Below are 26371 nucleotides of genomic sequence, written 5' to 3'. Positions count from 1 at the left end.
CCGGGATTGCCGGGGCGCTAATTGCGTGGGGTTGCCCGAGTCTGCCGCTGGAGGGTAGTCTGGAGAATTCAAATTTTGTTAAGCATGCTCCCGGGCGTTCGCAGCTTCAGATCAACTGGAACGGATTAATCAACGCGTCGCAGGAGGACGCAAATAGATATGGAATATGAGAACAAACAAGTGGTCTGGCATCGGGCAGCGATTAGCCGGCAGAACAGGGAGGCGCTGAATGGGCATCGGTCGGCAATTTTGTGGTTTACCGGCTTGTCAGGAGCTGGTAAGTCGACGTTGGCACACGCCGTTGAGGAGCGTTTGTACTTGATGGGGTGTCGTACTTTTGTTTTGGATGGCGACAACGTCCGACAGGGTCTGTGCGCGGACCTTGGATTCAGCGACCAGGATCGTAGGGAAAATATTCGGCGCATCGCCGAAGTTGCCAAATTGATGCTGGAGTCCGGAGTCATAACGTTGACGGCGTTTATATCGCCGTTTCGGGCGGAACGCTTGCAGGCACGTAATTTGGTCGCCGCGGCTGATTTTATCGAAATATATTGCCGATGTGATCTGGCTGTCTGCGAGCGGCGCGACACCAAGGGCTTTTACCAAAAAGCCAGGCTGGGAGAGATTAAATGGTTTACCGGAATATCGTCGCCTTACGAAGTTCCGCAAAATCCGGATTTAATCGTGGAAACCGGCAGAGATACCTTAGAAGAATGTGTGGACAAGGTGATGGATTTTTTGGCGGCAAAGGGGGTGATCCATCCGTTGCCGGAAGGCGGTGAGCTATGAACATCGATGTGTTTAACGGCGATGCGGATGGTATCTGTAGCCTAATTCAGTTGCGTTTGGCATATCCGCTCGAGTCGAGGCTAGTGACCGGTGTCAAGCGCGACATTGGACTTTTAAACCGAGTTGTGGCCACCCGGGGCGACGACGTGGTGGTGTTGGATGTATCCCTGGACCGGAATCGCGCTCCGCTGTTGGAACTGCTGGCCGAGGGCGTCAGGATTTTTTACATGGATCACCATTATTCCGGAGAAATACCCGGCAATCCGTATTTGACAGCTTGGATCGATACCGACGCTAACGTTTGCACCAGTTTATTGATGGATCGTTATTTGGGCTCGCGTTATACAGCATGGGCGATTGCCGGGGCATTTGGCGACAATTTGCGCGGCGCCGCTTGCGAATTGGCCAAGCAGTTGAACATATCGGCGCGGGAATTGCATGATCTGGAGCAGTTGGGGGGCTGTGTCAATTACAACGGCTACGGCAACGATATTTCCGATCTGCACATGGCGCCAGATTTGTTATACCAAGAGCTGAAAAACTACTGCTCGCCGCTGACTTTTATTTATGAAAAGTTCGAATTGTACCGGCAACTATGCGACGGTTATTTTAGCGATTTAAACTTAGCCAATGGCGCCGATGTGGAATATGTAACCAGTAAAGTTGCCGTTTATGTGTTGCCTAGCGAAAAATGGGCTCGTAGGGTGAGTGGCGTGTGGGCAAATGCTTTGACTAATCAATATCCGGATAGGGCGCATGCTGTGCTGACACTCAATGGCGTCGGTGGGTACCAGGTTAGTTTGCGGGCCCCTTTAGTAAACAAATGGGGAGCAGACCTAGTGTGTGCTCAATTTGGCGGGGGAGGGCGTAAAGCCGCTGCGGGTATCGATAATTTGCCAGAAAATGAATTGAAACGATTTGTCGACGTGATGGTAAATCAATTTCTATGACTTTGTTGTTATATTATGTTTTTTTTATAGTTTACGGCAGTCTGATACCGTTTGATTTTAATGGCTACACTTTTGAGCAAGCTTGCAGAGTATTTGCCAATATACCTTGGCTGGCCTTGGGGATGTATTCCAGGGCTGACTGGATAGCCAATATCTTGCTCTATATCCCGTTCTCTTATTTGCTGGCAAATGCGTTGGCTGGTAAGAGCAGTCCGGCTTCTTATCGACTGTTGGCTGTTGTGATTGCGGTGTTGCTTGGGTTCGTCCTTGCATTAGCTATCGAGTTTTGTCAGGTATTTTTTCCGCCGCGGACGGTGTCGCTAAACGACTTGTTAGCCGAAACCCTCGGCTTGTTTATCGGGTCGGGTTTATGGCTAATTGTCGGTGGTAAAGTCGACGAGTTGTTTAAATCGATTGTGAATAATAGCCGCCAATCGCAGTCGGCATTTATTACGCTCTACACGGTTTTTTACCTGTTCTTGAGTTTTTTTCCGTTCGACTTTGTTACCTCTGCGGATGAGCTTCATAGAAGTATTTCGGCAAAATCCATAGGATTTTTTTCTGGAATCTTGGATGGCGATGGTGTTGTCTTTGTTTTAAAGGCATGTTTAGAGGTTTTTGCCGCTGTACCGCTCGGTTTCTTTATAGTCAGTAAGTTTTTTTGCCGTAGAATCGGAAATGTGTTTTTATTGGCATTCTCGGTTTCGGCTTTGTTGGAAGTATTGCAGTTATTGCTGATTACCGGCACTTTTCAGGGGGTATCGATAATAGCCAGAGGCGCGGGAGTTTGCTTCGGTGCATACGCAGCAAACGGCAAATTGAATTTGAATTTAAAATCGCTACGAATTGAGTTTTTACGGTTTTTGCCAATTATCTTTTTTATCTATTTGGTTGTTGTGTTATCGGTGAACGGTTGGTCACTCGCTAGTTTTACCGGCTATCAGAATGGCTTAGCCAAAATAGCTCAAATTAACTGGTTGCCCTTTTACTATCATTATTATGTTACCGAAGCGGTTGCCTTAACCAGCGTTATGTACGTCGTGGTAACTTATCTGCCGCTAGGAGTGGGATACGCATTTATAGAGAAGCGTTTAAACGTAAGTTATGTCGTAGTTGCTTCCGTATTTTTGGCTTTTTTAGTTGAATTTGGGAAGTTGTTTTTTTCAGTTAAACATCCCGATCCTTCTAATTTGCTAATTGCCGGATTTTCTGCCTATTTTGGATTCTACATTGTAAATGTCTTTAAGTATGCTGAATATGGCAATTTTTCCGGATCGGTAAAAAATGGGAATATGAGAAATACTCAGGCTCAAATAGCGTATCAAAGCTTTGGCAGTTTAGACGCTACAGATGGTGCAGAAAATCAAGTCGTTTTATCGACTCCCCGTTCGAATACGGATTATAGTTACGGGCAATCTAATACCTTAGGAAAGTCGATCGCCTTGGCAGTTCTTTTTTTCGTGTTTTGGAAAGCGGGAAGTCTGCCGGCATTTACCTTGCAGATTGTTGCGTTTTTAGTGGCTTACGCAACAGCGGTATGGCTTATGCCTCAAGCGTGGTTAGTTTTATTACCGACGATTGTGCCTTTGATCGATTTGTCGCCTTTCAGTGGTCGTTTCTTCTTCGCGGAAGTCGATTTAATTGTTCTCACGACTTTCGCGGTCAGCCTGCTGAGAAATCGATGGGTATTAAGGGATAGCGATGTGCCCGGAGGATTGTGGGTTTTGACGATCTTACTAGTATCTTCGTTGTTAATAAGTTTGTTGACCGGACTATATCCGTTTGACACGGTCGATGATAATTCGTTTATTAACTACTATAGCCGCTATAACGCCCTACGTGTTTTCAGAGGCTTTTTTTGGGCATTGATTCTTTTTCCTGTTTTGGTTTTTAGTTTAAAGCGTATTAATAAAGCGCGAGAATATTTGTGTTCGGGTATTCTGTTGGGCCTGTTAGTTGTCTGTTTGGTGGCAATTTGGGAAAGATTTTTGTATTCAGGTTTATTTAACTACGATACCGACTTTAGGATTACAGCGAGTTTTGCCAGTATGCATACCGGCGGCGGGCATATTGATGAGTATTTGGTACTAGTGGTTCCGTTCATCGCAACTCAGTTTTTCGGTAAACAGAAAGCGTTTCGATCGGTTTTCGCCTTGGTATTATTGACGTTAAGTGCATATACTATATTGGTTACATTTTCCCGGGGGCCGTATATTGCCTTTATGGTTGAGGCCTTTTTACTGTGTGTATTGGTTTATACTTCCGTAAGAAGCAATGTCCGCTATCGATTGGGTTTTATTTTGGCTGTTGCTGTGGCGATTACCGTTTTATTAGGACTGTCCGTACCTGTTTTGAAGGGGGATTTCATCCAGAAACGTTTTAGTCAAGTCGAACAAGATTACTATATCAGGACATCCCATTGGTTGGACGCCATAAATATGATGGATTCTGGAATTGTGACTAGTCTTTTCGGAATGGGATTAGGTAGTTATCCAAGAACCTACTTTTGGCGAAATTCCGAGAATACTATTCCGGCAACGTATTCTCTCGCCACAGAGGGTGACGGGCATTATTTAAAGCTGGGCGGTGGAGACTCGCTATATGTCGAGCAAAGGGTACCGGTTGCGCCCGATACTGAATACAAACTCAGTTTCGAGGCTCGAAGTGAGTCCTCTAATGCAATGCTAACAATTCCGATTTGCGAGAAAGCGCTTTTATACTCGTTTGATTGTATTTGGGACTCTTTTAACTTAGCAGGTACAGGCAAGTGGCAAAAATTCGAAAAAATTGTCAAGGTTACGAGTATTGGTGCTCCGAAAGGAAAATTAACTGGAACTTTGTCGAAGCGCGCGACGAAGTTAGGTCTTTATAACGGCATAAGTCAAACAGTATTGGATGTAAGAAATGTCAGTCTGGTCGATGCGGAAGGAAACGATTTAGTTAAAAATGGCGGTTTTTCGCACGGATTCGATTATTGGTTTTTTTCTACCGATAATCACTTGCCTTGGCACATTAAAAACATCTGGGTCCAGATGTTTTTCGATCTAGGCTGGTTCGGGCTTCTTGTTTTCAGTTGTTTTGTCACTTATATCTTGATTCAAAGTTTTAAAAGTGCAGTTTTGGGTGATAGGTTTAGCTTAGCCGCAACGAGTGGGTTGGTCGGTTTTTTGGTGGTGGGCGTAGTCGATAGTCCTTTTGACGAACCGCGGCTAACTTTTATGTTTTTATTGGTATGTTGGTTTTCGATTCTCAGTAGAGCGAATAATGCGTAACGAGTTCTCTTCTATTCGCTCTTTAAAAATGAGTGAAGGTTTTTTTTGTCGATTAATTAAAAATATTTTTAAGAATTTTGGTGCAAAGAAAATATGGTTTTTATTGTTTATTTCGATTTCTTACAGCCTAGAAGCGTCAACTCAGCACCCTGTGCCGGCTTCAAAACAGACTCATGAAGAAAGCAAAGCTAATAGACAGCAAGAGATTGCGATCGAGACCGAGAATGCTCAACATCCTAATAAAGAAAAACAAAATTCTTTAAGTGGAGCGGAAAGTCAGAATTTAAATACACTAACTAAAAAAGACGCATCGCAAGTAGAGCCTTACTTGACGCTTGGTGAATTGCTGGCTAGAAATGCGGGAAAACCCTCTGTTTATCCTCGAAGTATTGATGATGCTGGCGATTTGAAAGGTTTCGTTAATTTTGAACGCTCCCTTAAAATTTCATACAGTGGGATGCTCGACTCAGTCAGGGACGCGATAGGTGACTCTGCATATAGTAAATTGCTATGGACTTACTACGATATCAAAGAAATTGATAATTTAATTTACACAAAGATGGCTCAATACGATTTTAGTCATAGTGTTTTTTCGGAAGGATTTCGGTCTATAAATGGACTGAATCAACAATTTGGCGCAAGTATCATGGTGAGCAATAGACTGGGGGCGCCGAATGAAAATCCTATGTTCCAGGGGGAGTTTAATAAAACGCCGTCAAACGCTGGGGGTAAAGCGGTGTTGGATATTCCGGAGCAAAGCCTGGAGAACGTGCAAAGCGACGTCCTTGAAAACAGTTATTTTGCGTTAATTCTGCGGTTTCTCACAGTAAAAAACCTGATTTACGCGATGTTGGCTACTTTTCTAGGAGGTTTGCTTTTAAGAGTTGTCAGGTTTTTTATCAAACAGGATTTAAGTTAAATCGTAGGAAACCGAGAATAGAAGTCACCCAATCTGTTTCCTCAACAAATCCGGAATTTAAGTTCTATTAATTTAATTCGATTTTTACATTGACTTCAAGTCCGACTGGTGCTTGAAGTGGCGACTCTGGGTCGATAAAAACTTGAATAACGTCGATGTCTTTGCGCTCGGTTGCTGTTTTTGCGAACACGGTTTTTTTACCCATAATTTGCTTCACCAAGGACACGCGAGCGGGAATTTCTTTATCGCCTAATCCTCTGCCAAACAAAGTCGCCTTTTGGCCTGCGCGAAGCATTAATGCATAATTCTCGTCCACTTCAGCCCGCACGCGTAACTTGTTTAGGTCGCCCAATAATAATACCGGCTCCGGGCTGCTAGTCGAAAATGTCGACTCGCCGACGCGTAAGATATTTTCCAGCACGGTGCCGTCGATCGGGGCAATCAGTAAGGTTTCGGCGAGACTTTGCTGAGCGGCTTTTAATCGGGCTTCGGCAACTGCCACTTGAGCCATGGCGGCTTGTTTGTCGACGTCGCGGACGTAGTTTGTCAGATAGCGGGTTTCCGATATTAGGCGAAGACTATCTGCTTGCTTAAGCTTGGCACTGGTTTCAGCCAGATCGCGTTCGTCTTCCGAAGCGAATTTGCTATTTTGCAGCCGGTCGATGCGCTCGAGTTTACGGCGTGCATATTCAGCGTCCAGGGCAGATATCTTCTGCGCGCTTTTTTTGGCTTCTATTTCGTAGGGATTGATGCCTGCCATCACTTTTGCCAAATCGGCTTTGGCGGCGGCTAATTGGGCTTCCGCTACGGTCACTGCGATCTGCTCTTCGGCGTTTTTTTGAGCGGCTAGGGTATCGCCGGCCTTGACCCGTTGACCCAGTTCGACCTTATATTCGCCGAGGATTCCAGGGTGTTTGAATGCTACTCGGCGAATTTCGTTGGCAGGTTCAACGTAGCCTATGCCTTGTATCCTTCTCGGTTCTGATCCGGATTGCTCGGCTAAAAGTTGCGGACTGCCAATAGTCACCAGTAGAGCTACAAAAAATGAGGCGGGGCGTCGCATATTTAAAGTCCGGGAGGATGGTCCAAATTAGTTTCAGTATAGAAAGTATTTTCCGTTGCCGCAGTTTGCTTTCGTTCCACTACAAGTCCGTCTGCAATCGACAGGATTCGATCGAAAAGAGGCAGCATTCTGGTGTCGTGGGTCACAACCACTAGGACTGCGTTTTCGATTCGGGCTTGTTCCAGCAATAGTTCAACTACGGTTTTACCGGTATTCCAGTCAAGTGCGGCTGTAGGTTCGTCAGCCAGTACAATGGATGGTCGGTGCAATAACGCGCGGGCGATGGCTACGCGTTGGCGTTGTCCGCCGCTCAGTTGCGTCGGATATTTGTGCCGAAGAGGTTGAAGTTGCAGCCTATCCAGTAGTTTGTTCACGCGCTGGTCGATATCGGAGGGTTCCATGCCGGCATTGCGGCCGACAACGGATAGGTTATCTCCGATCGTTAAAAACGGTAACAGTTGAGCTTGTTGAAAAATAAACCCGAGTTTTTGTCGGCGAACTTCGGTCAAGCTGCTTTTGTCGGAAAAATTGACGGGGTTATTATCGACCAACAATTGACCGGCGCTCGGTTCGAGCAGGCATCCCAGTATCGATAGCAATGTTGTTTTGCCTGAGCCGGACGGGCCTATCAATACCGATGCTTCTCCTTGGGTGAATTCGAGATCGACACGCTTCAATACTTGTTCGACAAGATCTCCGCTGCCGTAACTTTTGGTTATGCCCTGGCAAGCTAAAACGTTTTTCATCAGTGAAACACCGATACTGGGTCCAATTTAAAGATGGCACGGATCGAGAACCAGGAAGCAGCTATACAGCAAAATATTGAAAAAGTCACAAGGCTGGAGGAAGCTAGTGCGGTGGTTTCTAACGGAATTGGGCTACGTGCAGAAATGCTGCTGGCGATCAAGAACAGCACCGAGCCGATAATCATGCCCAATCCACCCAAGACTAAGCTCTGGGTTAGAACAATTTGACGCAAGGTTTTTTGATGAAAACCCAGTGCTAATAATGTCGCATAATTGCCAATATGGTCCTGGGTTATGGCAAATAACGTTTGGCTCATAATGACGGCTCCGACCAGCAAACCCAAAAGAGCTGTAATGATTACAGTAATGCCCACGCCGGTTTCCAGCATCCAATATTTCACTGACCGCTCGGCGAACTCCTTTGTAGTTAAAACTTCGACATTTGCCACTTCTTTCGCTATGAGATCACGTACATCAAATGGATCAGAGCCCGGATCGATTCGAGCCAAAACATAGGATATTTCGTCATCACGATATAGTCGCGCATAGTGCAAAGCGTTTTTGATAGACGTAAAGACGAAAGGGGAGGCGGTAAAAGTCCGGACGTCTTTCGATATGCCGCCTACAATTACTCTTTTTTCTTCCATTTCCGCTTTGTCATTAATATTGCTGACGCCTAATGCGTCAGAGGATAATTCGTCTACAATAACTGTGTCTGGTAAATGAATGGAATCAACTGAACCGGATTTCATATTCCAAGGTATTCCCGCATGTCCTTCGTCAATACCAATTAGTTCGACGGTAATGCGCTTGCCTTGCGGATGTTGCCAAGTCACCCAGGTGACTATCAAACCTTCAGCCCAATTTACCCCTTTAACACTACTGACTTGCTGAATTCTATTGCGCGGAAGTGGGTTTCCAAAATCCAGTGCGCGGGTTTCTTTGGGCATAACCCAGATGTCTACGCCGGCGTGGTTAATGATTGCGCTGTTCGTATTTATCCAACCAATCAAAAGACCAATTTGAGCCGCAGCTAAGAAAAATGCGATAGCGATTCCGATAACCGTCATAAAAAACCGCAGACGATTGTGAAAAAGCATTTGGGTTGATACTGGGAATGCCACGGAATTCATTAGCTAAACCTTTGATATGTTGGATATGGTTGCCTTCACGAAAGGCTAGTGGCAATCTACCTTCAACTAATTTGGAAAATGCCTGTCGACAGTATAGCAAGAGCCGGCCCTAAAAATTTAACCCTTGGTTAAGGAACCTCTGATTAATTACCTGCGAGCGATATAATTCAACAAGAGCTTTGTTTTCGAGATAACGCGCATGGAACACTACCAACAACTCAGTTTTGCCGATGTCGAATACGCCAATAAAGGCAAACTCACCCGGCGGGAAAAGTTTCTAAACCAACTCGAAGACTTATTGCCGTGGTCAGTCATGCGAGCGGTGATTGAACCGCATTACGCATCAGGCCAAGGACGTGGTCGCAAGCCGTTTGCCTTGAATGCCATGCTGCATGTGCACGTGGCCCAGATTGTCTACAACTATTCGGATCCGGGCATGGAAGACGCGTTGTACGAAATTGAATCGCTACGGCGCTTTTGCGGTATTCGCCTGGAAGCGGTGCCCGATGAAAGTACCATTTTGCAGTTCCGCCATCTGTTGGAAGCCCACGGATTAACCGAACAGATTTTCGCAGCCATCAACCAAACGCTGGGGGAACGCGGCCTGTTTTTAAGAGCCGGCACCATCTGTAATGGTCAACAAAAACCGGACACCTGTTTAGGCAGCGTTTTTCGAAAAGTCCCGCTCGAATTCGATCGGGGATTGATAGCCCAATGTTGAGTGCGATCGACGACCGTTGTAAAAAGCCAAATAGTCGATCACGCTCAGTTTCGCCGCTTCCTGGGTTTTGAATTTTTCGTAGTTGAGCTGTTCATGTTTCAAGCTACGGAAAAAGCGTTCTGTCGGCGAATTATCCCAGCAATTGCCTTTTCGGCTCATGCTCTGTTCCATCTTCATCACTGCTAAATGCTGGCGATATTCCCGACTGGCATACTGGCTGCCACGATCCGAATGATGCAGCAGACCCGGCGGCGGTTTGCGGCGCCAGGAGGCCATTTGTAATGCGTTGACACAGAGCGAGGTCCGCACTTGTGCCCTGTGGGTATGTGGTCGTCAATCGCCCAGCCCACCACTTGCCGGGAGAACAGATCGATAACGACCGCGACATAAAGCCAGCCCTGTAACGTCCAGACATAGGTAATATCCGTGGTCCACACTTGATTTGGCTGAGCGACCTTGAATTGCCGATCCAGCCGATTCGGGGATATGGCCTCATTGTGTTTACTGTCCGTGGTCACTTTAAATCGTTTGGGATAGCGGACCTGTAATTTTAAATCGCGCATGATCCGCCGCGTTTTGAAGCGGCCGACGGCAAAACCTTGTTTCTGCAATCGATCCGCTACACGACGCGAACCAAAGCACTGCTTGTTGTCGGTAAAAAGCTGCCGCACGCTATCGGCAAGCTGTTGATCTTGATGTTTTTTGTCTTCGTCTGTCGGACTGTTACACCAAGCATAATAAGCACTGGTGCTCACCTGCATCACTCGACACAGCACGGTCACGGGATACGTCTTCTGTTGCGCCTGAATAAATCCGTACTTTACTTGTGCCCTGTGGGTAAGCGCTTAACAACAAATAGGCATGCAGTAAAATAGCAGGGTTTTAGATACGGTGGTGGCGACGGAATGCGGGTAAGGCCCATAGAATTGAGAGAAAGCGAACGAGAGCAACTACAGCTAATCATCAAGAAAGGGAGTGATTGGCGAGAACGGGAGCGTGCGGAAACCATTTTGATGTTATCCGAGGGTCAAACAGTCGTTGCTATTGCAGAGCATCAGGGGGTGAAGCCGGAAGCAGTCCGCGAGCGGCGACGAAAGTGGTGGAGAAACGGACTAAACAGCTTACCGGATCAACCGCGTAGTGGTGCGCCGAGCAAGTTGACTGACGCGCATCGAAGCCAACTCAAGGAATGGATCGATGCGGAACCTTTGAACTGCCGGGTATTGGTTAGTCGTCTAACGACGGAGTGCGGAGTAACGATTAGTGCTGGCACCTTGCGGAACGAGTTAAAACGCATGGGCTATGTGTGGAAACGCACTCGTTACAGTTTAAAAAAAAGCGCGATCCCGAGCGCTTCGAGCAGGCCCGACAAGACATCGCTGAACTGATTAAGCAAGCTCAAGCTGGTGAAATTGAATTGGCCTATGTGGACGAAGCGGGGTTTGCGCCACAACCACCGAATCGTTCAGCTTGGACAAAAAGCGGAGAAGTCCATGCCATTACTGCTAAGCGTGCACTACGCTTGAATGTGATCAGTGCCATGCTGTCATCCGGCCGATTAATACTGGCTAAACTGTGGCAAAGCGTAAATGGTCTATGGTTCTTTGGCTTTCTGATGGCGTTGATCGACCGCGTCAGCAAACCCTTGGTAGTGATTTTGGATAATGCATCCATTCATACTGCCAAGAAACTGAAACCTTATTGGGATTTGTTGGAAGAAAAAGGGATGCGATTTTATTTCCTGCCACCCTACAGTCCCGAGCTGAACCGGATTGAATTGCTGTGGCATAAAATGAAATATGAATGGCTGCCATTCAAGACATTTACGCCGGATGAACTTGAGCAAGCCATTGACGAAATTGGTCACGGGTTTGGCTCGCAATACACGTTAACTTTTTGCTAGGCGCTTATCAGGAAATCCTTTAGTAGCAAATCTTTGCGAAAACTTTAATGCTCCATCCAGTGATATGCTCATATTATTCGGCGGATATAATAATGCCCCAGCTCCCGCTGTTTGAGCAGCTCTAGAATACATATCATTCGCAATCAACATAAATTTCAAACTTAGTTTATTGTGAGCTGGTAAGTTTGTTAAAGTTATACTAAAAGAATTTATACCACTACTACCACACATCAGCACCGATCCAGACATCGCAGGACTACCGTTTACCAATGTCGACGTTGTTAAGTTTGTGATAAAACCCGATGGACCAATACGCTTTTCTTTACCTGCTACTGCACCTGATACACCCACACCGCCGCTGACACCGTTAGTCAATACAGATGTAAATTGGGCCGAAGTCAATGCCGTATATGTTAATGTACCAAAATTAACATCCAATACCGTTTGAGATGTTGCTAATACAACATTAGAAGCCAACATCATTACCAATCCTATCAAGTTTTTCATTTATTCCCCCATGAGAGATATGATTAATAAGCGCCTAGCAAAAAGTTAACGTGTATTGCGAGCCAAACCCGTGACCAATTTCGTCAATGGCTTGCTCAAGTTCATCCGGCGTAAATGTCTTGAATGGCAGCCATTCATATTTCATTTTATGCCACAGCAATTCAATCCGGTTCAGCTCGGGACTGTAGGGTGGCAGGAAATAAAATCGCATCCCTTTTTCTTCCAACAAATCCCAATAAGGTTTCAGTTTCTTGGCAGTATGAATGGATGCATTATCCAAAATCACTACCAAGGGTTTGCTGACGCGGTCGATCAACGCCATCAGAAAGCCAAAGAACCATAGACCATTTACGCTTTGCCACAGTTTAGCCAGTATTAATCGGCCGGATGACAGCATGGCACTGATCACATTCAAGCGTAGTGCACGCTTAGCAGTAATGGCATGGACTTCTCCGCTTTTTGTCCAAGCTGAACGATTCGGTGGTTGTGGCGCAAACCCCGCTTCGTCCACATAGGCCAATTCAATTTCACCAGCTTGAGCTTGCTTAATCAGTTCAGCGATGTCTTGTCGGGCCTGCTCGAAGCGCTCGGGATCGCGCTTTTTTTTAAACTGTAACGAGTGCGTTTCCACACATAGCCCATGCGTTTTAACTCGTTCCGCAAGGTGCCAGCACTAATCGTTACTCCGCACTCCGTCGTTAGACGACTAACCAATACCCGGCAGTTCAAAGGTTCCGCATCGATCCATTCCTTGAGTTGGCTTCGATGCGCGTCAGTCAACTTGCTCGGCGCACCACTACGCGGTTGATCCGGTAAGCTGTTTAGTCCGTTTCTCCACCACTTTCGTCGCCGCTCGCGGACTGCTTCCGGCTTCACCCCCTGATGCTCTGCAATAGCAACGACTGTTTGACCCTCGGATAACATCAAAATGGTTTCCGCACGCTCCCGTTCTCGCCAATCACTCCCTTTCTTGATGATTAGCTGTAGTTGCTCTCGTTCGCTTTCTCTCAATTCTATGGGCCTTACCCGCATTCCGTCGCCACCACCGTATCTAAAACCCTGCTATTTTACTGCATGCCTATTTGTTGTTAAGCGCTTATTCGGTTTCTTTCGCAAAGAAGACGGCGGCCTTTTTTAAGATTTCGCGCTCCATCCTCAGTTGTTCGTTTTCCTTTCGTAACCGGACCAATTCGTCATGATCCGCCAGATTCAGGCAAGACTTTTTGGTTGCCGATTCGTTGGCCGAAGGCTTGCGTTCCGCTCGTACCCAGCGTCCTAGGGCGCTTTGCGATATGCCCAGATGATCGGCCGCTTGCTGCTGACTGTAGCTTTTTCCAAAACCAGCTTCGTAGCATCTTGCTTGAACTCAAGGCTATATTTGGGTCGATTGTGTTTTTTGTCGTTACTCATGGTCACCTCTGCTAGCAGTATAAATTCTGCCTTTAGAAGTGTCCGGTTTTTGTTGACCATTACACCGAAGACTGGCCCGCTTGGCCTGAATCATGAGTTGCGCCATCTCGCGGCGGCAAGATGGCGTTAGACCTTTTTTTCCAGGGCTTCCTTGATGATTTCGGCCTTCAAGCGTTCCTCGGCGTACATTTTCTTCAGCCGCCGGTTTTCGTCTTCCAGTTCTTTCAGGCGCGCCATCAAGGACGCATCCATGCCGCCCTATTTGGAACGCCATTTGTAAAACGTCGCGGAACTGATGCCGTGTTCGCGGCAGATCTCCGGTACTGGCGTGCCCGCTTCCGCTTGCTTCAAAATCGCCAGAATCTGGCTGTCACTAAATCGTGAGGTCTTCATGTAAAACTTCCTCCGTCTGTTACGAGAAAATTCTACTTTTAAGCGCTGCTTTTTTCAGGGGGGATTACCCTGGCCCGCCAAGGTGCCAATCACTCTGGAAGCCTGTCATGCGGTGGATGTGTTGGAGCACGCTTTCAAACACTACGGCAGGCCCGACATCGTCAACACCGACCAAGGCAGCCAGTTCACCGCCAAGGCGTTTGTCGATACCGTGAAAGGCCAGGGCTGCCAGCTCAGCATGGACGGTCGCGGCGCCTGGCGGGATAATGTCTTTGTAGAAAGGCTATGGCGATCCGTTGAATACGAGCGAGTCTACCTGCACGCTTACGATTCCGTCGGTCAAGCCCGCGCCTCAATTCTGGATTATTTCGAGTGGTACAACCACGAACGGCCGCATTCCAGTTTGAAATGAAAAACGCCACATCAGGCGTATAACGATGGCTTGCCAATCCTCAAGTTGGCTGCCTAAACCATGGTAGGGATTTCACTTCAAATTCAGGTTTCGCTGTTCAAACGAATGGGGCCACTTTTGATTACCGTTTCGAGGCGCCCCAATCTGAATCAAGTTTATTCAGTAATTCTTTAGCCGACTGATTATCTTCTAATGAATTGGCTGGCTTTATTAATTCTTTTAAAAGAATTCTGGCCTGTTCGACGCTATTGGCGCTCGCCAACGCCTCGGCCAAATGTATACCCACAGTCGTGTTATCTGGTTGTTCTTTTAGTATTTTTTGAAATATCTCGATAGCCGCATCAGCTTGTTTATTTTTCATTAACATCACACCATAAGTATCCAAAATTCTAGGCTCATTCGGAGCAATATTTTTTGCCTCTTCAGCTTGTTTTACCGCCGCACCAAGATCTCCCTGTTCTAAATATAGCCATGCTAGATTGTTTTTAATATACGGATCATCGGGAGAAAGGCGTGATAGCTCATTATATTGTTGAATAGCTTCGTGTTTCTGGTTATTTTTTCTAAGCAATTCGGCGTATCGACTGCGTAGGATTACATCTTCAGGGTGTTTGTTGATTTGGTTTTCCAGCGTACCGAACGCCGATCGCTTATCGCCTGCGGCAATTTGCGCCGAGGTTAATTGGAGGGCAAGATCTGTAGTTTGTTGCAGGGCATATGCTTCCTTAAAAAGCTTAATTGCTTCCTCTGGCTGTTTTTGCGAGATAGCCAACCTCCCTGCCAATTCCTTTGGAGCTATTTTATCAGGGTATTGCTTCATTAAGACATTCAGGATGTCCTTCGAGGCCTTAAGCTGTCCGTCATGCGCTAGGTATTGCGCCAACTGAAATTGTGTCGGAGCACTCGGTTCTAATGCCATCGCTTTGTTTACCTCGATTACGGCATTTGGATATTGTTTAATTAGAAAATATGCATAGGCTAAGGTTTTATGGGTAAATGGCGTATTTGGTGCTCTCTGGGCCGCTTTTTCAATGAGTCCTTTGGCTTCCCGTGTATCTTTCTTTAAGGAATTATCGAGCCTTATCAGAAGCAATAAAGTGCGGAGATTATCAGGATAATGCCTAAGCGCTGTGAGATAAAGATCCCTGGCTTTACCGATATTTTTATCCCTTGTGGCATAATCAGCAAGCGCTACGGACGCATCAGGATCTCCTGGATTTATTTTGAGAGCTTGACTCAAGGCATCAATAGATCGGTCTTTTTCTCCAAGAGCTTGATATATAGCGCCTTCTAAAATGAAGCCATACGGTTTGTTAGGGAAAATTTCTTTTTGTTTTTTTGCCACTTCCAAAGCTTCACTATATTTTTGGGCCTTAACATAATGTATACCAAGTGTGACGCCGGTTGAAGGCATGTTAGGCGCCTTTTCCCAAGCCTGCTTGAGTTCACTTAGGCCGAGTGCTGTGTCACCTTCACCAAAATGCCGCACTCCGCTTCTAAGCAAACCTTTGATCGAATCATCTTCACTTTCAAATCGCGTCAAATCCTCGACCCCTTGATAAATTTCGCCTAGCCCATTAGATGGGAGAGTCGCTTTATTTGTATCGTCCGAAGGAAAAATTCCCCCTACTTGAAAGTCTGATTCAAAGCTGGCTGCGTAGCCTTGCGGTGCAAAAAATGCTGACGAAAAGATCAAGAGCGTTATCACTTTCAGTTTCATGTTTGAATGACTTAAAATATTGGCGTACATTGGTACTCCTGACACTTAGGTGTGGATTTAAAGCTTAGATCAACTAAACTTAGGTAATTTTAGAATAAATGAGCACTAAACGTATCCTTTTTTTTTCAGAAGCGGTCACTCTAGCACATGTTGCGCGCTGCATTAAAATTGCGAACGAACTAAGTCGTTGCAAAGAACATAGCGTCGTGCTTGCCGCGGATTCGCGATTTGATCAGATGCTAGGTATGATCGAATTCAAACGGATAAAGTTGTATTCCATTGGCTGCAGCGAATTCAAACAAAGACTGCAAAAAGGGATGCCAATTTATAACACCAACGAATTAATACGATACGTTGATGAGGAGCTGAAAATTATCGATGAAGTTAAGCCGGATTTTATCATAGGTGACTTCAGGCTAACTTTAGCGATCAGCTGTCGCTTAAGGGCGATTCCCTACGCTACGATTACTAATGCATACTGGAGTCCTTATGCAAATATCGAATATCCAGTTCCTGAAACGATTCTGACTAGAATAATCGGCGTCCATTTCTCTCAAAAAATATTCAACATTGCCAGACCTTATATATTTAAGTTTCACACTAATGCTTTTAATAAAGTATGTAAAAAGTTTGGACATACCAAGCTTGCAAAAGATTTAAGAGAGATGTATACCGATGCTGATTTCACTCTTTACGCGGATGTTGATTGTTTTGTCCCGATGAAACCTCTTCCTTCAAATCATTTATTTATCGGCCCTATATTATGGTCTGCGCCAGTGCCCTTGCCTGATTGGTGGGATAGTGTGCCAGTAGAAAATCCAATTATTTTTATTACTCTCGGGAGCTCAGGCGATGCTAGTATTTTACCGTCGTTGCTGCAAATCATGAGTGAAATGCAAGTAACTGTGATTTGCTCGACGGTGAACGATTTTCCGCAAGAAATTCAATATAGCAATGTATTTCTAAGCAAATATTTGCCGGCGGACGCATGCGTGAAGAAAGCCGATGTTGTGATCTGTAACGGAGGAAGCCCGATGGTTTATCAGTGCATAACGGAAAATAAACCTCTTATTGGCATTCCAAGTAACCTGGATCAATTTCTAATGATGCATCTAGCAGAAAAAAAAGGTTGTGGCGAGGTTATTCGGCCAAGCCAGCTTAGTTTGGACAAGGTAATGTCTGCTGTTACGCGAGCACTGTCAAAAACAAATGATTCAAAAGTTAGTGAAGATTGTTTATTTAATGTTGAAAGAATTTTGAAATTGTTAGAATCTAACATTTACTGCTCTTAAAGAACCTCTGATTAATTTCCCGCGAGCGATATAATTCAGCAATAGCCCGGATTTCGAGATGACGCCCATGGAACAGTATCAACAGCTCAGTTTTGCCGATGTCGAATAAGCGCCTAGCAAAAAGTTAACGTGTATTGCGAGCCAAACCCGTGACCAATTTCGTCAATGGCTTGCTCAAGTTCATCCGGCGTAAATGTCTTGAATGGCAGCCATTCATATTTCATTTTATGCCACAGCAATTCAATCCGGTTCAGCTCGGGACTGTAGGGTGGCAGGAAATAAAATCGCATCCCTTTTTCTTCCAACAAATCCCAATAAGGTTTCAGTTTCTTGGCAGTATGAATGGATGCATTATCCAAAATCACTACCAAGGGTTTGCTGACGCGGTCGATCAACGCCATCAGAAAGCCAAAGAACCATAGACCATTTACGCTTTGCCACAGTTTAGCCAGTATTAATCGGCCGGATGACAGCATGGCACCGATCACATTCAAGCGTAGTGCACGCTTAGCAGTAATGGCATGGACTTCTCCGCTTTTTGTCCAAGCTGAACGATTCGGTGGTTGTGGCGCAAACCCCGCTTCGTCCACATAGGCCAATTCAATTTCACCAGCTTACGCCAATAAAGGCAAACTCACCCGGCGGGAGAAGTTTCTGAACCAACTCGAAGAATTGTTGCCCTGGTCAGTCATGCGAGCGGTGATTGAACCGCATTACGCATCCGGCCAAGGACGTGGTCGCAGGCCGTTTGCCTTGAATGCCATGCTGCATGTGCACGTGGCCCAGATTGTCTACAACTACTCCGATCCCGGCATGGAAGACGCGCTGTACGAAATTGAATCGCTACGGCGCTTTTGCGGGATTCGCCTGGAAGCGGTGCCCGATGAAAGTACCATTTTGCAGTTCCGCCATCTGTTGGAAGCCCACGGATTAACCGAACAGATTTTTGCAGCCATCAACCAAACGATGGGGGAACGCGGGCTGTTTTTAAGAGCCGGCACCATCGTCGACGCCAGCCTGATTGCCGCGCCGACCTCGACCAAAAACCAAAGCAAGGCGCGCGACCCGGAAATGCATTCCAGCAAAAAGGGGAATCAATGGTTTTTCGGCAGCAAATTTCACATTGGCGTCGATAGCGAAACCGGCTTGGTGCATACCCTCACAGTTACCTCTGGCAATGTCAGTGACGTGGCCGAAGCCGCCAACCTGCTGCACGGCGAAGAACCATTCGTGCAGGGCGACGCCGGCTATGGTAATCCCCCCTGAAAAAAGCAGCGCTTAAAAGTAGAATTTTCTCGTAACAGACGAAGGAAGTTTTACATGAAGACCTCAAGATTCAGTGACAGCCAGATTCTGGCGATTTTGAAGCAAGCCGAAGCCGGTACGCCGGTGCCGGAGATCTGCCGTGAACACGGCGTTAGCTCTGCCACGTTTTACAAATGGCGCTCCAAGTACGGCGGTATGGATGCGTCCCTGATGGCTCGCCTAAAAGAGTTGGAAGACGAAAACCGTCGGCTGAAGAAAATGTACGCCGAAGAACGCCTAAAGGCCGAAATCATCAAGGAAGCATTAGAAAAAAAGGCCTAACGCCATCTTGCCGACGCGAGATGGCGTACGCCATGAGTCAGATCAAACGCGCCAGTCTTCGCTTGGTGTGTTCGGCTTTAGGTATCAGCCAGAGCGGTTATCGCTATCAGTCTAAGCTTTCGACAGAAAACGCCGAAATTGCCGACTGGCTGCTACGTCTGACCGACACCCACCGCACCTGGGGATTTGGATTATGCTACTTGTATTTGCGCAACGTAAAAGGCTTTCGCTGGAATCACAAACGGGTCTATCGGATTTATCGAGAGTTGGAACTCAACCTGCGCATCAAGCCCAAGAAGCGTTTAGTGCGGGAAACACCGCAGCCCTTGACCGTCCCGCAGCGGATCAACGCCGTTTGGTCGATGGATTTCATGCATGATCAACTGGCTGATGGGCGCGCGTTCCGCTTGCTCAATGTCATTGATGACTTTAATCGGGAAGGCTTAGGCATTGAAGTGGATTTCTCGTTACCGGCTTTGCGGGTCACCTGCACCTTGGATCGCATCATTGAATGGCGGGGCAAACCCGAGTCGATCCGCTGTGACAATGGACCGGAATATATCAGCGAAACGTTAAAAACGTGGGCTGAACAACAGCGTATTCGGATTGACTATATCCAACCAGGCAACCCGCAACAGAATGCCTACGTTGAACGCTACAACCGAACGGTGCGTTACGAATGGCTCGCCCAATACCTATTTGAATCGATCGGACAGGTTCAAGATTTTGCTGAACGCTGGTTGTGGACCTACAATCATGAATCGCCCAACATGGCCATCGGGGGCATTACGCCAAAACAAAAACTAGCGATAGCCGCTTAACCTCTACTTTTAGACTCTGCTCAAAATGGGGGGATTACCATATCTGGCGGTCATCATAGACTTGTTTTCCCGCCAGGTCGCTGGTTGGGCAATGGCCGAACGGATGGCCGCCAATCTGGTCTGTGATGCGTTGAACATGGCGATTTTCAGACGCAAACGGCCTAAGGGTGTCATCGTTCACACGGATCGAGGGAGTCTATATTGCTCAAACGCCTACCGGCAATTGCTGGAGCAGCACCAATTGCTCGGCAGCATGAGCGCCAAAGGCAACTGCTACGAGAATGCCTGTGCCGAGAGCTTCTTTCATTCACTCAAGGTCGAAGCCATTCACGGCGAGCGATTTGATAGCCATGAAGCGATGCGCCAAACGGTATTTGAATATATCGAAACCGATTACAATCCGGTTAGGCTACATTCAACCAATGGCTTTTTAAGCCCAATGGAATTTGAAACCCAGTTTTATCAATCCCTTGCTTCTTGAACTGTCCATTTTTGATGGTGGGGATCAAATTTTTTGGGGCCGGCTCTATCTTGCATGGCTCCATTCTCTCAATGGTTGGAGCCTCCGAGAAAACCGGGGCGATTCAGTTTTATACAATAACGCCTTGTCATGCAACGAGATGTCAGCATTTTTTACACAAGCAAGATGAAAACCACTCGAGCATTTTACGTTACATGTTAATAATCAATATGTTATAAATCATGGCCCGCATATTGCTTTTATTTCTTCGCAATCAGCAGATCTCTTGTTGAACCCGAGCCTTATCTTTACTGGAGTTTATTTTATGAAATTACATACAAAAATATTGAGTGCAACAATCGCGCTTTCTGCAAGTTCTGTAGCTCACGCTGCTAGTGGTTATATCGATCTGTTTTCAGAGCCTGCAGGAGTCACCACTGTTTCAGACACCACCGTAGGCGCTACCGCCGACAACGCAACTAACTTTGTCGAGAGTGGGCCTTTCGCATCGATTTTAGGCAGCTACAGAGACCTGAAAGCAGACATGTTGTCAAATTCACTGCTGGACAACACCACCTCCATGTCCGTAGGCAATGGCTTTCTATCATTTAACAACGGTTCCGGCGTAAAAGGAACCGGTATTGTTCAGTGGGACGGTCAGGATAACAGCAGCAGCCTCAGCACAACTACCGACCTAGGAAACATATACAATCTGGGCAATGCGTTTGTCTTTGACGTATTGGCTGCTGATTTGGGATTCAACTTTAGCATTGGTTTGTACGACACAAGCGGCAGATTTACTATATATAACCTTGCCTCTAACGCTGGCGCACATTCAACACAAATAGCCTTCTCGTTATTTGATAATGCACAAAGCAACGGCTTATGCGGCACCGGTAATTTTAACACACCTTCTGGTTATGTTAATAGCGTAACATGTAACGGCGATGTTGATTTAACGCATTTAAGCGCTATTGAAGCCATCTTCAACGTAGACGGCGGAACAACAGATGTTGACTTGACGATTGGAGCAATCAAAACAGTACCAGAGCCAAGCACGGTGGCGCTTTTAGGCTTAGGCTTAGTTGGTGCCAGCTTTTCCCGCAGAAAAACAATTTAGTCCTTTCTTAAGGGTCGGCTAGATTTTGAAAAGCGCTCATCAGAGCGCTTTTCTTTTTGATGTATCCGTGGTTATGCCCTCTAAAACTGAACGTGCCGCAAATCAGCCTCGAAATCCGAATACCCATATAGCCTATTCGGAACCCCGCCTGTTAAGCTGATGGGCAATCCCCCTATTATAAGCAGAGCCTAAAAGCAGAGGTTATGCGGCCAACGCTAGTTTTTGTTTGGGCGTCATTCCGCCGATGGCCATGTTGGGCCGTTCATGATTGCGGGTCCACAACCAGCGCTCGGCAAAATCCTAAACCTGCCCGATCGATTCAAATAGGTACTGAGCCAGCCATTCGTAACGCACGGTTCGTGTTGTAGCGCTCCACGTAGGCATGTAATGGTCAACAAAAACCGGACACCTGTTTAGGCAGCGTCTCTCGAAAATTCCCGCTCGAATTCGATCGGGGATTGATAGCCCAATGTTGAATGCGATCGACGGCCGTTGTAAAAAGCCAAATAGTCGATCACGCTCAGTTTTGCCGCCTCTTGGGTTTTGAATTTTTCGTAGTTGAGCTGTTCATGCTTCAAGCTACGGAAAAAGCGTTCCGTCGGCGAATTGTCCCAGCAATTGCCTTTTCGGCTCATGCTTTGCTCCATGCGCATCTTGGCCAGATGTTGGCGATATTCTCGACTCGCATACTGACTACCACGATCCGAGTGATGCAGCAGACCAGGTGGCGGGGTAATCCCCCCATTTTGAGCAGAGTCTAAAAGTAGAGGTTAAGCGGCAAGCGCCAATTTTTGTTTTGGCGTAATGCCCCCGATGGCCATGTTGGGCGGTTCATGATTGTAGGTCCACAACCAGCGTTCAGCAAAATCTTGAACCTGCCCGATCGATTCAAATAGGTACTGGGCCAGCCATTCGTAGCGCACCGTTCGGTTGTAGCGTTCAACGTAGGCATTCTGTTGTGGGTTGCCCGGCTGGATATAGTCGATCCGCACACCGTGTTGCTCAGCCCAGGTTTTTAACGTTTCGCTAATATATTCCGGCCCATTGTCACAGCGGATCGACTCGGGTTTGCCCCGCCATTCAATGATGCGATCCAAGGTGCGGGTGACCCGCAAAGCCGGTAACGAGAAATCCACTTCAATACCTAAGCCTTCCCGATTAAAGTCATCAATGACATTGAGCAAGCGGAACGCGCGCCCATCAGCCAGTTGATCATGCATGAAATCCATCGACCAAACGGCGTTGATCCGCTGCGGGACGGTCAAGGGCTGCGGTGTTTCCCGCACTAAACGCTTCTTGGGCTTGATGCGCAGGCTGAGTTCCAACTCTCGATAAATCCGATAGACCCGTTTGTGATTCCAGCGAAAGTCTTTCACGTTGCGCAAATACAAGTATGTAATGGTCAACAAAAACCGGACACCTGTTTAGGCAGCGTTTTTCGAAAAGTCCCGCTCGAATTCGATCGGGGATTGATAGCCCAATGTTGAGTGCGATCGACGACCGTTGTAAAAAGCCAAATAGTCGATCACGCTCAGTTTCGCCGCTTCCTGGGTTTTGAATTTTTCGTAGTTGAGCTGTTCATGTTTCAAGCTACGGAAAAAGCGTTCTGTCGGCGAATTATCCCAGCAATTGCCTTTTCGGCTCATGCTCTGTTCCATCTTCATCACTGCTAAATGCTGGCGATATTCCCGACTGGCATACTGGCTGCCACGATCCGAATGATGCAGCAGACCCGGCGGCGGTTTGCGGCGCCAGGAGGCCATTTGTAATGCGTTGACACAGAGCGAGGTCCGCACTTGTGCCCTGTGGGTATGTGGTCGTCAATCGCCCAGCCCACCACTTGCCGGGAGAACAGATCGATAACGACCGCGACATAAAGCCAGCCCTGTAACGTCCAGACATAGGTAATATCCGTGGTCCACACTTGATTTGGCTGAGCGACCTTGAATTGCCGATCCAGCCGATTCGGGGATATGGCCTCATTGTGTTTACTGTCCGTGGTCACTTTAAATCGTTTGGGATAGCGGACCTGTAATTTTAAATCGCGCATGATCCGCCGCGTTTTGAAGCGGCCGACGGCAAAACCTTGTTTCTGCAATCGATCCGCTACACGACGCGAACCAAAGCACTGCTTGTTGTCGGTAAAAAGCTGCCGCACGCTATCGGCAAGCTGTTGATCTTGATGTTTTTTGTCTTCGTCTGTCGGACTGTTACACCAAGCATAATAAGCACTGGTGCTCACCTGCATCACTCGACACAGCACGGTCACGGGATACGTCTTCTGTTGCGCCTGAATAAATCCGTACTTTACTTGTGCCCTGTGGGTATTCGGCTTCTTTCGCAAAGAAGACGGCGGCCTTTTTTAATATCTCGCGCTCCATCCGCAGTTGTTCGTTTTCCTGGCGCAATCGGATCAATTCGTCATGATCCCCCAGATTCAGGCAAGATTTTTTTAGCGTAGATTCGTTCGCCGAAGGCTTGCGTTCCGCTCGTACCCAGCGTCCTAGGGCGCTTTGCGATATGCCCAGATGATCGGCCGCTTGCTGCTGACTGTAGCCTTTTTCCAAAACCAGCTTCGTAGCATCTTGCTTGAACTCAAGGCTATATTTGGGTCGATTGTGTTTTTTGTCGTTATGCATGGTCACCTCTGCTAGTGTTTAATTTCGTAAGTTAGTTATTGTATTTTTAATCTGTGCTCCTTTGACTTCACGTTTTCGCCATTTGAACGGTTGAGCGCGCTCATTGTGCCGCTTGATAAATGCCTCAATCGTATTTTTGAGATCATCGGTGCTTGTAAAGCTAGCCTGCTTGAGCGCTTTGCGTGACAAGATGCCAAACCAGATTTCGATTTGATTGAGCCAGCTTGCCGAAGTGGGCGTGTAATGAAAAGACACAGGACGACCGCAGCTAGCCAGCCAATCCTCATTACGCTTATGGGTGCAGTAGTTATCCAAGATCACATGAATCTCGCGATGCGGCGGTTCGTCTTCGATAATGGCCGCCATGAACTGCCGAAAGTCGTCGCGTGTTTTAGTCTGTGTGGTTTGGCCTTTGATTTCGCCGGTCGCCACGTTCAGGGCGGCAAATAAATTCAGAGTCCCGTGCCGCTTATAGGTGCTCTTATAGGCCTTAACCCAAGCCTTATCGCGCGTTTGCACATAACCGCTCTTGCGTTCAAGCGCCTGAATGCTGGGTTTTTCATCGACGCTCAATACCAAGGCGTTCAGCGGTGGATTGAGGTGGAGGCCGACAATGTCCGCCGCTTTCTCGGTAAATTCAGGATCGGTACTAATACACCAACTCCGCGCACGATGCAGGTGGATGCCTTCTTTTCTGAGGACCCGCCATACGGCCGCTTGACTGACATTCAATAGTTCCGCCAAGGTCGGGCAGTCCCAGCGTGCCAGACCTTCGGGCGGTGTTTTATCCAGTTGCGACAACAGTTTGTTTCTAAATGCCGCATCGTGTATCACTGGCTTACCGGGACGCTGCTCATCATGCAAGCCCGATAAGCCTTGTAGGGCAAAACGACTGCGCCATTTGCCAACACGAACCGTGGACATACCCAGCTCGCTGGCAATCTGTTGGTTTTGCTTACCTTCTGCGCAGGCTAACAAAATCGTGGCGCGCTCGACCATGCGTCTTTCGGCGCTATGACTGCGCGATAATTTTTCCAGATGCGCTTTTTCCGCATCGCTTAGTTTGATTTCCGGGGCTTTTCTGGGCATGCCTCCTAGTTTAACCTAATAACTAAATCTATTTATGTAATTAGACACTAGCAGTATAAATTCTGCCTTTAGAAGTGTCCGGGGTTATTGGACCATTTCAGCGGATTTCCCAAAAACCTCGGCCGCCCGCTCTGTCAGTTGTTTTTTCCAATCGACAATTTGATTTTGATGTACCTCGTATTCCTGGGTCAACTGGGCCAGAGTTTTATCGCCCGCCAAAGCGGCCAAAGCGACTTTGGCCGCTGAATGTTTTCTTCTCGGTTTTTTGGACATCTTCTGCTCCGTTTCTTTCTCCTTGCGGACGTTCAAAAGTAGCAGGGTTTTTCACTTAACCGAATGTTCAATTTTTTGGGCCGGCTCAATCCTTGGCGTCCTGCTTCCTCTTTTCAGGGCTCTCCCAATTCTAAAGCCAATAATTAATTCTTCAGAAGAATCAATTTCGAATAAGTTTCTTAATTCGGTTTCGGCGTGCACTATTTGCTTCTGGCGCCTCTCTGGAAAAATGTTGAGCCCCTCTCGTTTGCTGCGATAAAAAAGCAAAGGTAAGCCAACAATCGGCTGAAAGCTCAAGCTTTGTCTGGTAGCCTCTAACCAAATCCTCTGCATGGCTCTGCCAGCATGAATAAAACCTGCTCTGTCAGCATTTTTGACACAAACCATACCTATTAGGTCGACATCGTGCAAATTGTACCAGCACTTTAGGCCAATCATTTTCGATAATCCTAAACGATTGCCGAATACAACGAATTTCCAAAAGCGCATCAAAGGAAATATGAGCTTCTCGATCAAATTTAAACCTAATGCATCCAAAGGCATACCGTCACAGTTTTCGTTAATCTGTTTTTGGTTCCAGCGTATTTGTTTGAATAAAAACTCGTGAATTTCCTGGCATTCGAATGCCAAAGCATCGTTTATCATGAGCACTTTTGCCAGTTTTTTGATAGTATTTGAAGATGTCGCAAAATGGCCAGAAGCCTCTGGTATGGCTACTATCGATTCCTTTAATAAATTTAAGTCAAAAATCGTAGATCTGGCTGATCGATATTTAAATCTGTTCGTTGAGCGGTTAAATATGGCTTCGTATAGGGGATCAGGGACTTGTGCTTGGCCGGATAAATTAATATTGGCAATCTGATTAGCGTTGCTTGGGTTTGGGAATAATCCAATGTCCGCCGATAAGCCCAAATGTCGAGCCGCAATAGCAATGTTTTCTATCACGGCACCATGCGAAATATAGGATGCAACTTGTTGGTAATTATAATACGAATAATCTTTTTCCGGAAGATTGTATAGAACTAGACCTGAATAATCTTCTGCTATACTGAATTGCCAAGGTTGAGTATTATCCCCAGATGGAGCCAATATAGCGGCTTCCAAGATCTTCGCTATTTTTTTCTTTTCCATTATCGTTATCTGCCAATAAGC

Annotated in this window: 25 protein-coding genes and 11 pseudogenes; 13 read left to right on the top strand and 23 right to left on the bottom strand. The window is 46.7% G+C overall.

Translation table 11 applies throughout. From position 1 onward, the window contains the following. Positions 1 to 159: 159 nt before the first annotated feature. Genes cysC through ACH518_RS17890 form a run of 4 tightly spaced genes read left to right on the top strand, consistent with a single transcriptional unit; the run spans position 160 to position 5930 of the window. Positions 160 to 789 (top strand): adenylyl-sulfate kinase, encoded by a 630-nt coding sequence (cysC, locus tag ACH518_RS17905; RefSeq protein ID WP_445371061.1) that lies wholly within the window; start codon positions 160 to 162, stop codon positions 787 to 789. Further along, positions 786 to 1739: a DHH family phosphoesterase gene (locus ACH518_RS17900; RefSeq protein ID WP_445371060.1), complete on the top strand. Its 954-nt coding sequence runs from the start codon at positions 786 to 788 to the stop codon at positions 1737 to 1739. Before cysC ends, ACH518_RS17900 begins: the two co-directional genes overlap by 4 nt. Continuing rightward, on the top strand, positions 1736 to 5011 hold the full coding sequence (locus ACH518_RS17895) for a VanZ family protein (RefSeq protein ID WP_445371059.1): 3276 nt from the start codon (positions 1736 to 1738) through the stop codon (positions 5009 to 5011). Before ACH518_RS17900 ends, ACH518_RS17895 begins: the two co-directional genes overlap by 4 nt. Then, on the top strand, positions 5004 to 5930 hold the full coding sequence (locus ACH518_RS17890) for a hypothetical protein (RefSeq protein WP_445371058.1): 927 nt from the start codon (positions 5004 to 5006) through the stop codon (positions 5928 to 5930). Before ACH518_RS17895 ends, ACH518_RS17890 begins: the two co-directional genes overlap by 8 nt. A gap of 67 nt (positions 5931 to 5997) precedes the next feature. Here the strand turns inward: ACH518_RS17890 and ACH518_RS17885 are convergent, their stop codons facing one another. From ACH518_RS17885 to ACH518_RS17875, 3 genes are read right to left on the bottom strand one after another with little or no spacing between them, the layout of a single operon-like run. Beyond that, on the bottom strand, positions 5998 to 6993 hold the full coding sequence (locus ACH518_RS17885) for an HlyD family secretion protein (RefSeq protein WP_445371057.1): 996 nt from the start codon (positions 6991 to 6993) through the stop codon (positions 5998 to 6000). A 2-nt stretch (positions 6994 to 6995) separates the two neighbouring features. After that, positions 6996 to 7739, bottom strand: a complete 744-nt coding sequence (locus ACH518_RS17880; RefSeq protein ID WP_445371056.1) for an ABC transporter ATP-binding protein — start codon at positions 7737 to 7739, stop codon at positions 6996 to 6998. After that, complete coding sequence (locus tag ACH518_RS17875; RefSeq protein ID WP_445371055.1) at positions 7739 to 8872, bottom strand: ABC transporter permease; 1134 nt, start codon at positions 8870 to 8872, stop codon at positions 7739 to 7741. The genes ACH518_RS17880 and ACH518_RS17875 overlap by 1 nt, the downstream gene beginning before the upstream one ends. 199 nt (positions 8873 to 9071) lie before the next feature. Between ACH518_RS17875 and ACH518_RS17870 the strand changes: the two genes are divergently transcribed. Beyond that, entirely contained in the window at positions 9072 to 9593 is a 522-nt protein-coding gene (locus ACH518_RS17870) for a transposase (RefSeq protein WP_445371054.1), read from the top strand. Here ACH518_RS17870 and ACH518_RS17865 read toward each other — a convergent pair. Continuing rightward, positions 9531 to 9869, bottom strand: a complete 339-nt coding sequence (locus ACH518_RS17865; RefSeq protein WP_445371053.1) for a transposase — start codon at positions 9867 to 9869, stop codon at positions 9531 to 9533. The two genes, ACH518_RS17870 and ACH518_RS17865, sit on opposite strands and share 63 nt — an antisense overlap. Continuing rightward, a pseudogene (locus tag ACH518_RS17860) lies at positions 9776 to 10414 on the bottom strand (IS3 family transposase); the annotation flags it as partial. The pseudogene ACH518_RS17860 and the gene ACH518_RS17865, both read right to left, overlap by 94 nt. Positions 10415 to 10498: 84 nt before the next feature. On the opposite strand from ACH518_RS17860, the gene ACH518_RS17855 reads away from it, so the two are divergent. Both ACH518_RS17855 and ACH518_RS17850 read left to right on the top strand, forming a co-directional pair. After that, entirely contained in the window at positions 10499 to 10981 is a 483-nt protein-coding gene (locus ACH518_RS17855; protein WP_445370167.1) for a helix-turn-helix domain-containing protein, read from the top strand. Beyond that, complete coding sequence (locus ACH518_RS17850) at positions 10900 to 11496, top strand: IS630 family transposase (protein ID WP_445371051.1); 597 nt, start codon at positions 10900 to 10902, stop codon at positions 11494 to 11496. The genes ACH518_RS17855 and ACH518_RS17850 overlap by 82 nt, the downstream gene beginning before the upstream one ends. On the opposite strand, the gene ACH518_RS17845 is transcribed toward ACH518_RS17850, so the two are convergent. The 6 genes and pseudogenes from ACH518_RS17845 to ACH518_RS17820 all read right to left on the bottom strand — a co-directional run. Beyond that, positions 11482 to 12003: a hypothetical protein gene (locus ACH518_RS17845; RefSeq protein WP_445371052.1), complete on the bottom strand. Its 522-nt coding sequence runs from the start codon at positions 12001 to 12003 to the stop codon at positions 11482 to 11484. The two genes, ACH518_RS17850 and ACH518_RS17845, sit on opposite strands and share 15 nt — an antisense overlap. A 34-nt stretch (positions 12004 to 12037) precedes the next feature. Then, complete coding sequence (locus tag ACH518_RS17840) at positions 12038 to 12634, bottom strand: IS630 family transposase (RefSeq protein WP_445371051.1); 597 nt, start codon at positions 12632 to 12634, stop codon at positions 12038 to 12040. Next, positions 12553 to 13035 (bottom strand): helix-turn-helix domain-containing protein, encoded by a 483-nt coding sequence (locus ACH518_RS17835; protein WP_445370167.1) that lies wholly within the window; start codon positions 13033 to 13035, stop codon positions 12553 to 12555. Before ACH518_RS17835 ends, ACH518_RS17840 begins: the two co-directional genes overlap by 82 nt. A gap of 82 nt (positions 13036 to 13117) precedes the next feature. Beyond that, positions 13118 to 13318, bottom strand: a pseudogene (locus ACH518_RS17830) (IS3 family transposase); the annotation flags it as partial. After that, the gene (locus ACH518_RS17825; RefSeq protein ID WP_445371050.1) at positions 13279 to 13413 is read right to left on the bottom strand and encodes a hypothetical protein; all 135 of its coding nucleotides are present in this window, start codon (positions 13411 to 13413) and stop codon (positions 13279 to 13281) included. The gene ACH518_RS17825 and the pseudogene ACH518_RS17830, both read right to left, overlap by 40 nt. Before the next feature lie 64 nt (positions 13414 to 13477). Then, positions 13478 to 13806 (bottom strand): annotated as a pseudogene (locus ACH518_RS17820) (transposase); the annotation flags it as partial. Positions 13807 to 13870: 64 nt separating this feature from the next. Here ACH518_RS17820 and ACH518_RS17815 point away from each other — a divergent pair. Beyond that, positions 13871 to 14218: pseudogene (locus ACH518_RS17815) on the top strand (transposase); the annotation flags it as partial. Between the two features lie 121 nt (positions 14219 to 14339). On the opposite strand, the gene ACH518_RS17810 reads toward ACH518_RS17815, so the two are convergent. Next, positions 14340 to 15968, bottom strand: coding sequence for a tetratricopeptide repeat protein (locus ACH518_RS17810; RefSeq protein WP_445371049.1), 1629 nt, complete (start codon positions 15966 to 15968; stop codon positions 14340 to 14342). 68 nt (positions 15969 to 16036) lie between these two features. Between ACH518_RS17810 and ACH518_RS17805 the strand changes: the two genes are divergently transcribed. Beyond that, positions 16037 to 17230, top strand: coding sequence for a glycosyltransferase (locus tag ACH518_RS17805; RefSeq protein WP_445371048.1), 1194 nt, complete (start codon positions 16037 to 16039; stop codon positions 17228 to 17230). 113 nt (positions 17231 to 17343) lie between these two features. On the opposite strand, the gene ACH518_RS17800 is transcribed toward ACH518_RS17805, so the two are convergent. Beyond that, positions 17344 to 17829: an IS630 family transposase gene (locus tag ACH518_RS17800; RefSeq protein ID WP_445371047.1), complete on the bottom strand. Its 486-nt coding sequence runs from the start codon at positions 17827 to 17829 to the stop codon at positions 17344 to 17346. Between the two features lie 4 nt (positions 17830 to 17833). On the opposite strand from ACH518_RS17800, the gene ACH518_RS17795 reads away from it, so the two are divergent. The 4 genes and pseudogenes from ACH518_RS17795 (at position 17834) to ACH518_RS17780 (ending at position 21218) form a co-directional block, all read left to right on the top strand. Next, a complete protein-coding gene (locus tag ACH518_RS17795) occupies positions 17834 to 18496 on the top strand; it encodes an IS5 family transposase (RefSeq protein WP_445373015.1) in 663 nt (220 codons plus the stop codon). Positions 18497 to 18550: 54 nt separating this feature from the next. Beyond that, positions 18551 to 19638, top strand: a protein-coding gene (locus ACH518_RS17790; RefSeq protein ID WP_445371046.1) for an IS3 family transposase whose coding sequence is annotated in 2 segments (ribosomal slippage) — positions 18551 to 18812 and positions 18812 to 19638 — 1089 coding nt in all. Because the reading frame shifts where the segments join, the coding sequence is not laid out codon by codon here. A gap of 31 nt (positions 19639 to 19669) precedes the next feature. Then, positions 19670 to 20119 (top strand): annotated as a pseudogene (locus ACH518_RS17785) (IS3 family transposase); the annotation flags it as partial. 304 nt (positions 20120 to 20423) lie between these two features. Continuing rightward, positions 20424 to 21218 (top strand): PEP-CTERM sorting domain-containing protein, encoded by a 795-nt coding sequence (locus tag ACH518_RS17780; protein ID WP_445371045.1) that lies wholly within the window; start codon positions 20424 to 20426, stop codon positions 21216 to 21218. A 201-nt stretch (positions 21219 to 21419) separates the two neighbouring features. Here ACH518_RS17780 and ACH518_RS17775 read toward each other — a convergent pair. From ACH518_RS17775 to ACH518_RS17730, 10 genes and pseudogenes are all read right to left on the bottom strand, one after another. Further along, positions 21420 to 21603: pseudogene (locus ACH518_RS17775) on the bottom strand (integrase core domain-containing protein); the annotation flags it as partial. Positions 21604 to 21631: 28 nt separating this feature from the next. Next, positions 21632 to 21949 (bottom strand): annotated as a pseudogene (locus ACH518_RS17770) (integrase core domain-containing protein); the annotation flags it as partial. A 39-nt stretch (positions 21950 to 21988) separates the two neighbouring features. Beyond that, positions 21989 to 22618 (bottom strand): annotated as a pseudogene (locus ACH518_RS17765) (IS3 family transposase); the annotation flags it as partial. Between the two features lie 24 nt (positions 22619 to 22642). Beyond that, positions 22643 to 22882, bottom strand: a complete 240-nt coding sequence (locus ACH518_RS17760) for an integrase core domain-containing protein (RefSeq protein ID WP_445372959.1) — start codon at positions 22880 to 22882, stop codon at positions 22643 to 22645. Between the two features lie 21 nt (positions 22883 to 22903). After that, positions 22904 to 22981, bottom strand: a pseudogene (locus tag ACH518_RS17755) (hypothetical protein); the annotation flags it as partial. Between the two features lie 65 nt (positions 22982 to 23046). Continuing rightward, positions 23047 to 23514 (bottom strand): annotated as a pseudogene (locus ACH518_RS17750) (IS3 family transposase); the annotation flags it as partial. Next, positions 23429 to 23857, bottom strand: coding sequence for a transposase (locus tag ACH518_RS17745; RefSeq protein WP_445371044.1), 429 nt, complete (start codon positions 23855 to 23857; stop codon positions 23429 to 23431). The pseudogene ACH518_RS17750 and the gene ACH518_RS17745, both read right to left, overlap by 86 nt. A gap of 18 nt (positions 23858 to 23875) precedes the next feature. After that, the gene (locus ACH518_RS17740) at positions 23876 to 24946 is read right to left on the bottom strand and encodes an IS630 family transposase (protein WP_445371043.1); all 1071 of its coding nucleotides are present in this window, start codon (positions 24944 to 24946) and stop codon (positions 23876 to 23878) included. A gap of 108 nt (positions 24947 to 25054) precedes the next feature. After that, a pseudogene (locus tag ACH518_RS17735) lies at positions 25055 to 25219 on the bottom strand (IS3 family transposase); the annotation flags it as partial. Positions 25220 to 25270: 51 nt separating this feature from the next. Next, positions 25271 to 26350: a hypothetical protein gene (locus ACH518_RS17730; protein WP_445371042.1), complete on the bottom strand. Its 1080-nt coding sequence runs from the start codon at positions 26348 to 26350 to the stop codon at positions 25271 to 25273. Positions 26351 to 26371: the final 21 nt, after the last annotated feature.

The sequence above is a fragment of the Methylomonas sp. HW2-6 genome, assembly GCF_052474525.1.
Note: the sequence above shows the minus strand (reverse complement) of the source record. Positions and strands in the feature narration are given on the sequence as shown.

What these genes read in the sequence shown, in the direction of transcription:
- ACH518_RS17865 (WP_445371053.1), bottom strand. Translation starts at nt 9,869, where the DNA reads ATGGCCTCCTGGCGCCGCAAACCGCCGCCGGGTCTGCTGCATCATTCG.
- ACH518_RS17745 (WP_445371044.1), bottom strand. Translation starts at nt 23,857, where the DNA reads ATGCATAACGACAAAAAACACAATCGACCCAAATATAGCCTTGAGTTC.
- ACH518_RS17825 (WP_445371050.1), bottom strand. Translation starts at nt 13,413, where the DNA reads ATGAGTAACGACAAAAAACACAATCGACCCAAATATAGCCTTGAGTTC.
- ACH518_RS17780 (WP_445371045.1), top strand. Translation starts at nt 20,424, where the DNA reads ATGAAATTACATACAAAAATATTGAGTGCAACAATCGCGCTTTCTGCA.
- ACH518_RS17870 (WP_445371054.1), top strand. Translation starts at nt 9,072, where the DNA reads ATGGAACACTACCAACAACTCAGTTTTGCCGATGTCGAATACGCCAAT.
- ACH518_RS17805 (WP_445371048.1), top strand. Translation starts at nt 16,037, where the DNA reads ATGAGCACTAAACGTATCCTTTTTTTTTCAGAAGCGGTCACTCTAGCA.
- ACH518_RS17730 (WP_445371042.1), bottom strand. Translation starts at nt 26,350, where the DNA reads ATGGAAAAGAAAAAAATAGCGAAGATCTTGGAAGCCGCTATATTGGCT.
- ACH518_RS17760 (WP_445372959.1), bottom strand. Translation starts at nt 22,882, where the DNA reads ATGAAGATGGAACAGAGCATGAGCCGAAAAGGCAATTGCTGGGATAAT.
- ACH518_RS17810 (WP_445371049.1), bottom strand. Translation starts at nt 15,968, where the DNA reads ATGTACGCCAATATTTTAAGTCATTCAAACATGAAACTGAAAGTGATA.
- cysC (WP_445371061.1), top strand. Translation starts at nt 160, where the DNA reads ATGGAATATGAGAACAAACAAGTGGTCTGGCATCGGGCAGCGATTAGC.
- ACH518_RS17880 (WP_445371056.1), bottom strand. Translation starts at nt 7,739, where the DNA reads ATGAAAAACGTTTTAGCTTGCCAGGGCATAACCAAAAGTTACGGCAGC.
- ACH518_RS17890 (WP_445371058.1), top strand. Translation starts at nt 5,004, where the DNA reads ATGCGTAACGAGTTCTCTTCTATTCGCTCTTTAAAAATGAGTGAAGGT.
- ACH518_RS17885 (WP_445371057.1), bottom strand. Translation starts at nt 6,993, where the DNA reads ATGCGACGCCCCGCCTCATTTTTTGTAGCTCTACTGGTGACTATTGGC.
- ACH518_RS17855 (WP_445370167.1), top strand. Translation starts at nt 10,499, where the DNA reads ATGCGGGTAAGGCCCATAGAATTGAGAGAAAGCGAACGAGAGCAACTA.
- ACH518_RS17900 (WP_445371060.1), top strand. Translation starts at nt 786, where the DNA reads ATGAACATCGATGTGTTTAACGGCGATGCGGATGGTATCTGTAGCCTA.
- ACH518_RS17740 (WP_445371043.1), bottom strand. Translation starts at nt 24,946, where the DNA reads ATGCCCAGAAAAGCCCCGGAAATCAAACTAAGCGATGCGGAAAAAGCG.
- ACH518_RS17835 (WP_445370167.1), bottom strand. Translation starts at nt 13,035, where the DNA reads ATGCGGGTAAGGCCCATAGAATTGAGAGAAAGCGAACGAGAGCAACTA.
- ACH518_RS17845 (WP_445371052.1), bottom strand. Translation starts at nt 12,003, where the DNA reads ATGAAAAACTTGATAGGATTGGTAATGATGTTGGCTTCTAATGTTGTA.
- ACH518_RS17895 (WP_445371059.1), top strand. Translation starts at nt 1,736, where the DNA reads ATGACTTTGTTGTTATATTATGTTTTTTTTATAGTTTACGGCAGTCTG.
- ACH518_RS17875 (WP_445371055.1), bottom strand. Translation starts at nt 8,872, where the DNA reads ATGAATTCCGTGGCATTCCCAGTATCAACCCAAATGCTTTTTCACAAT.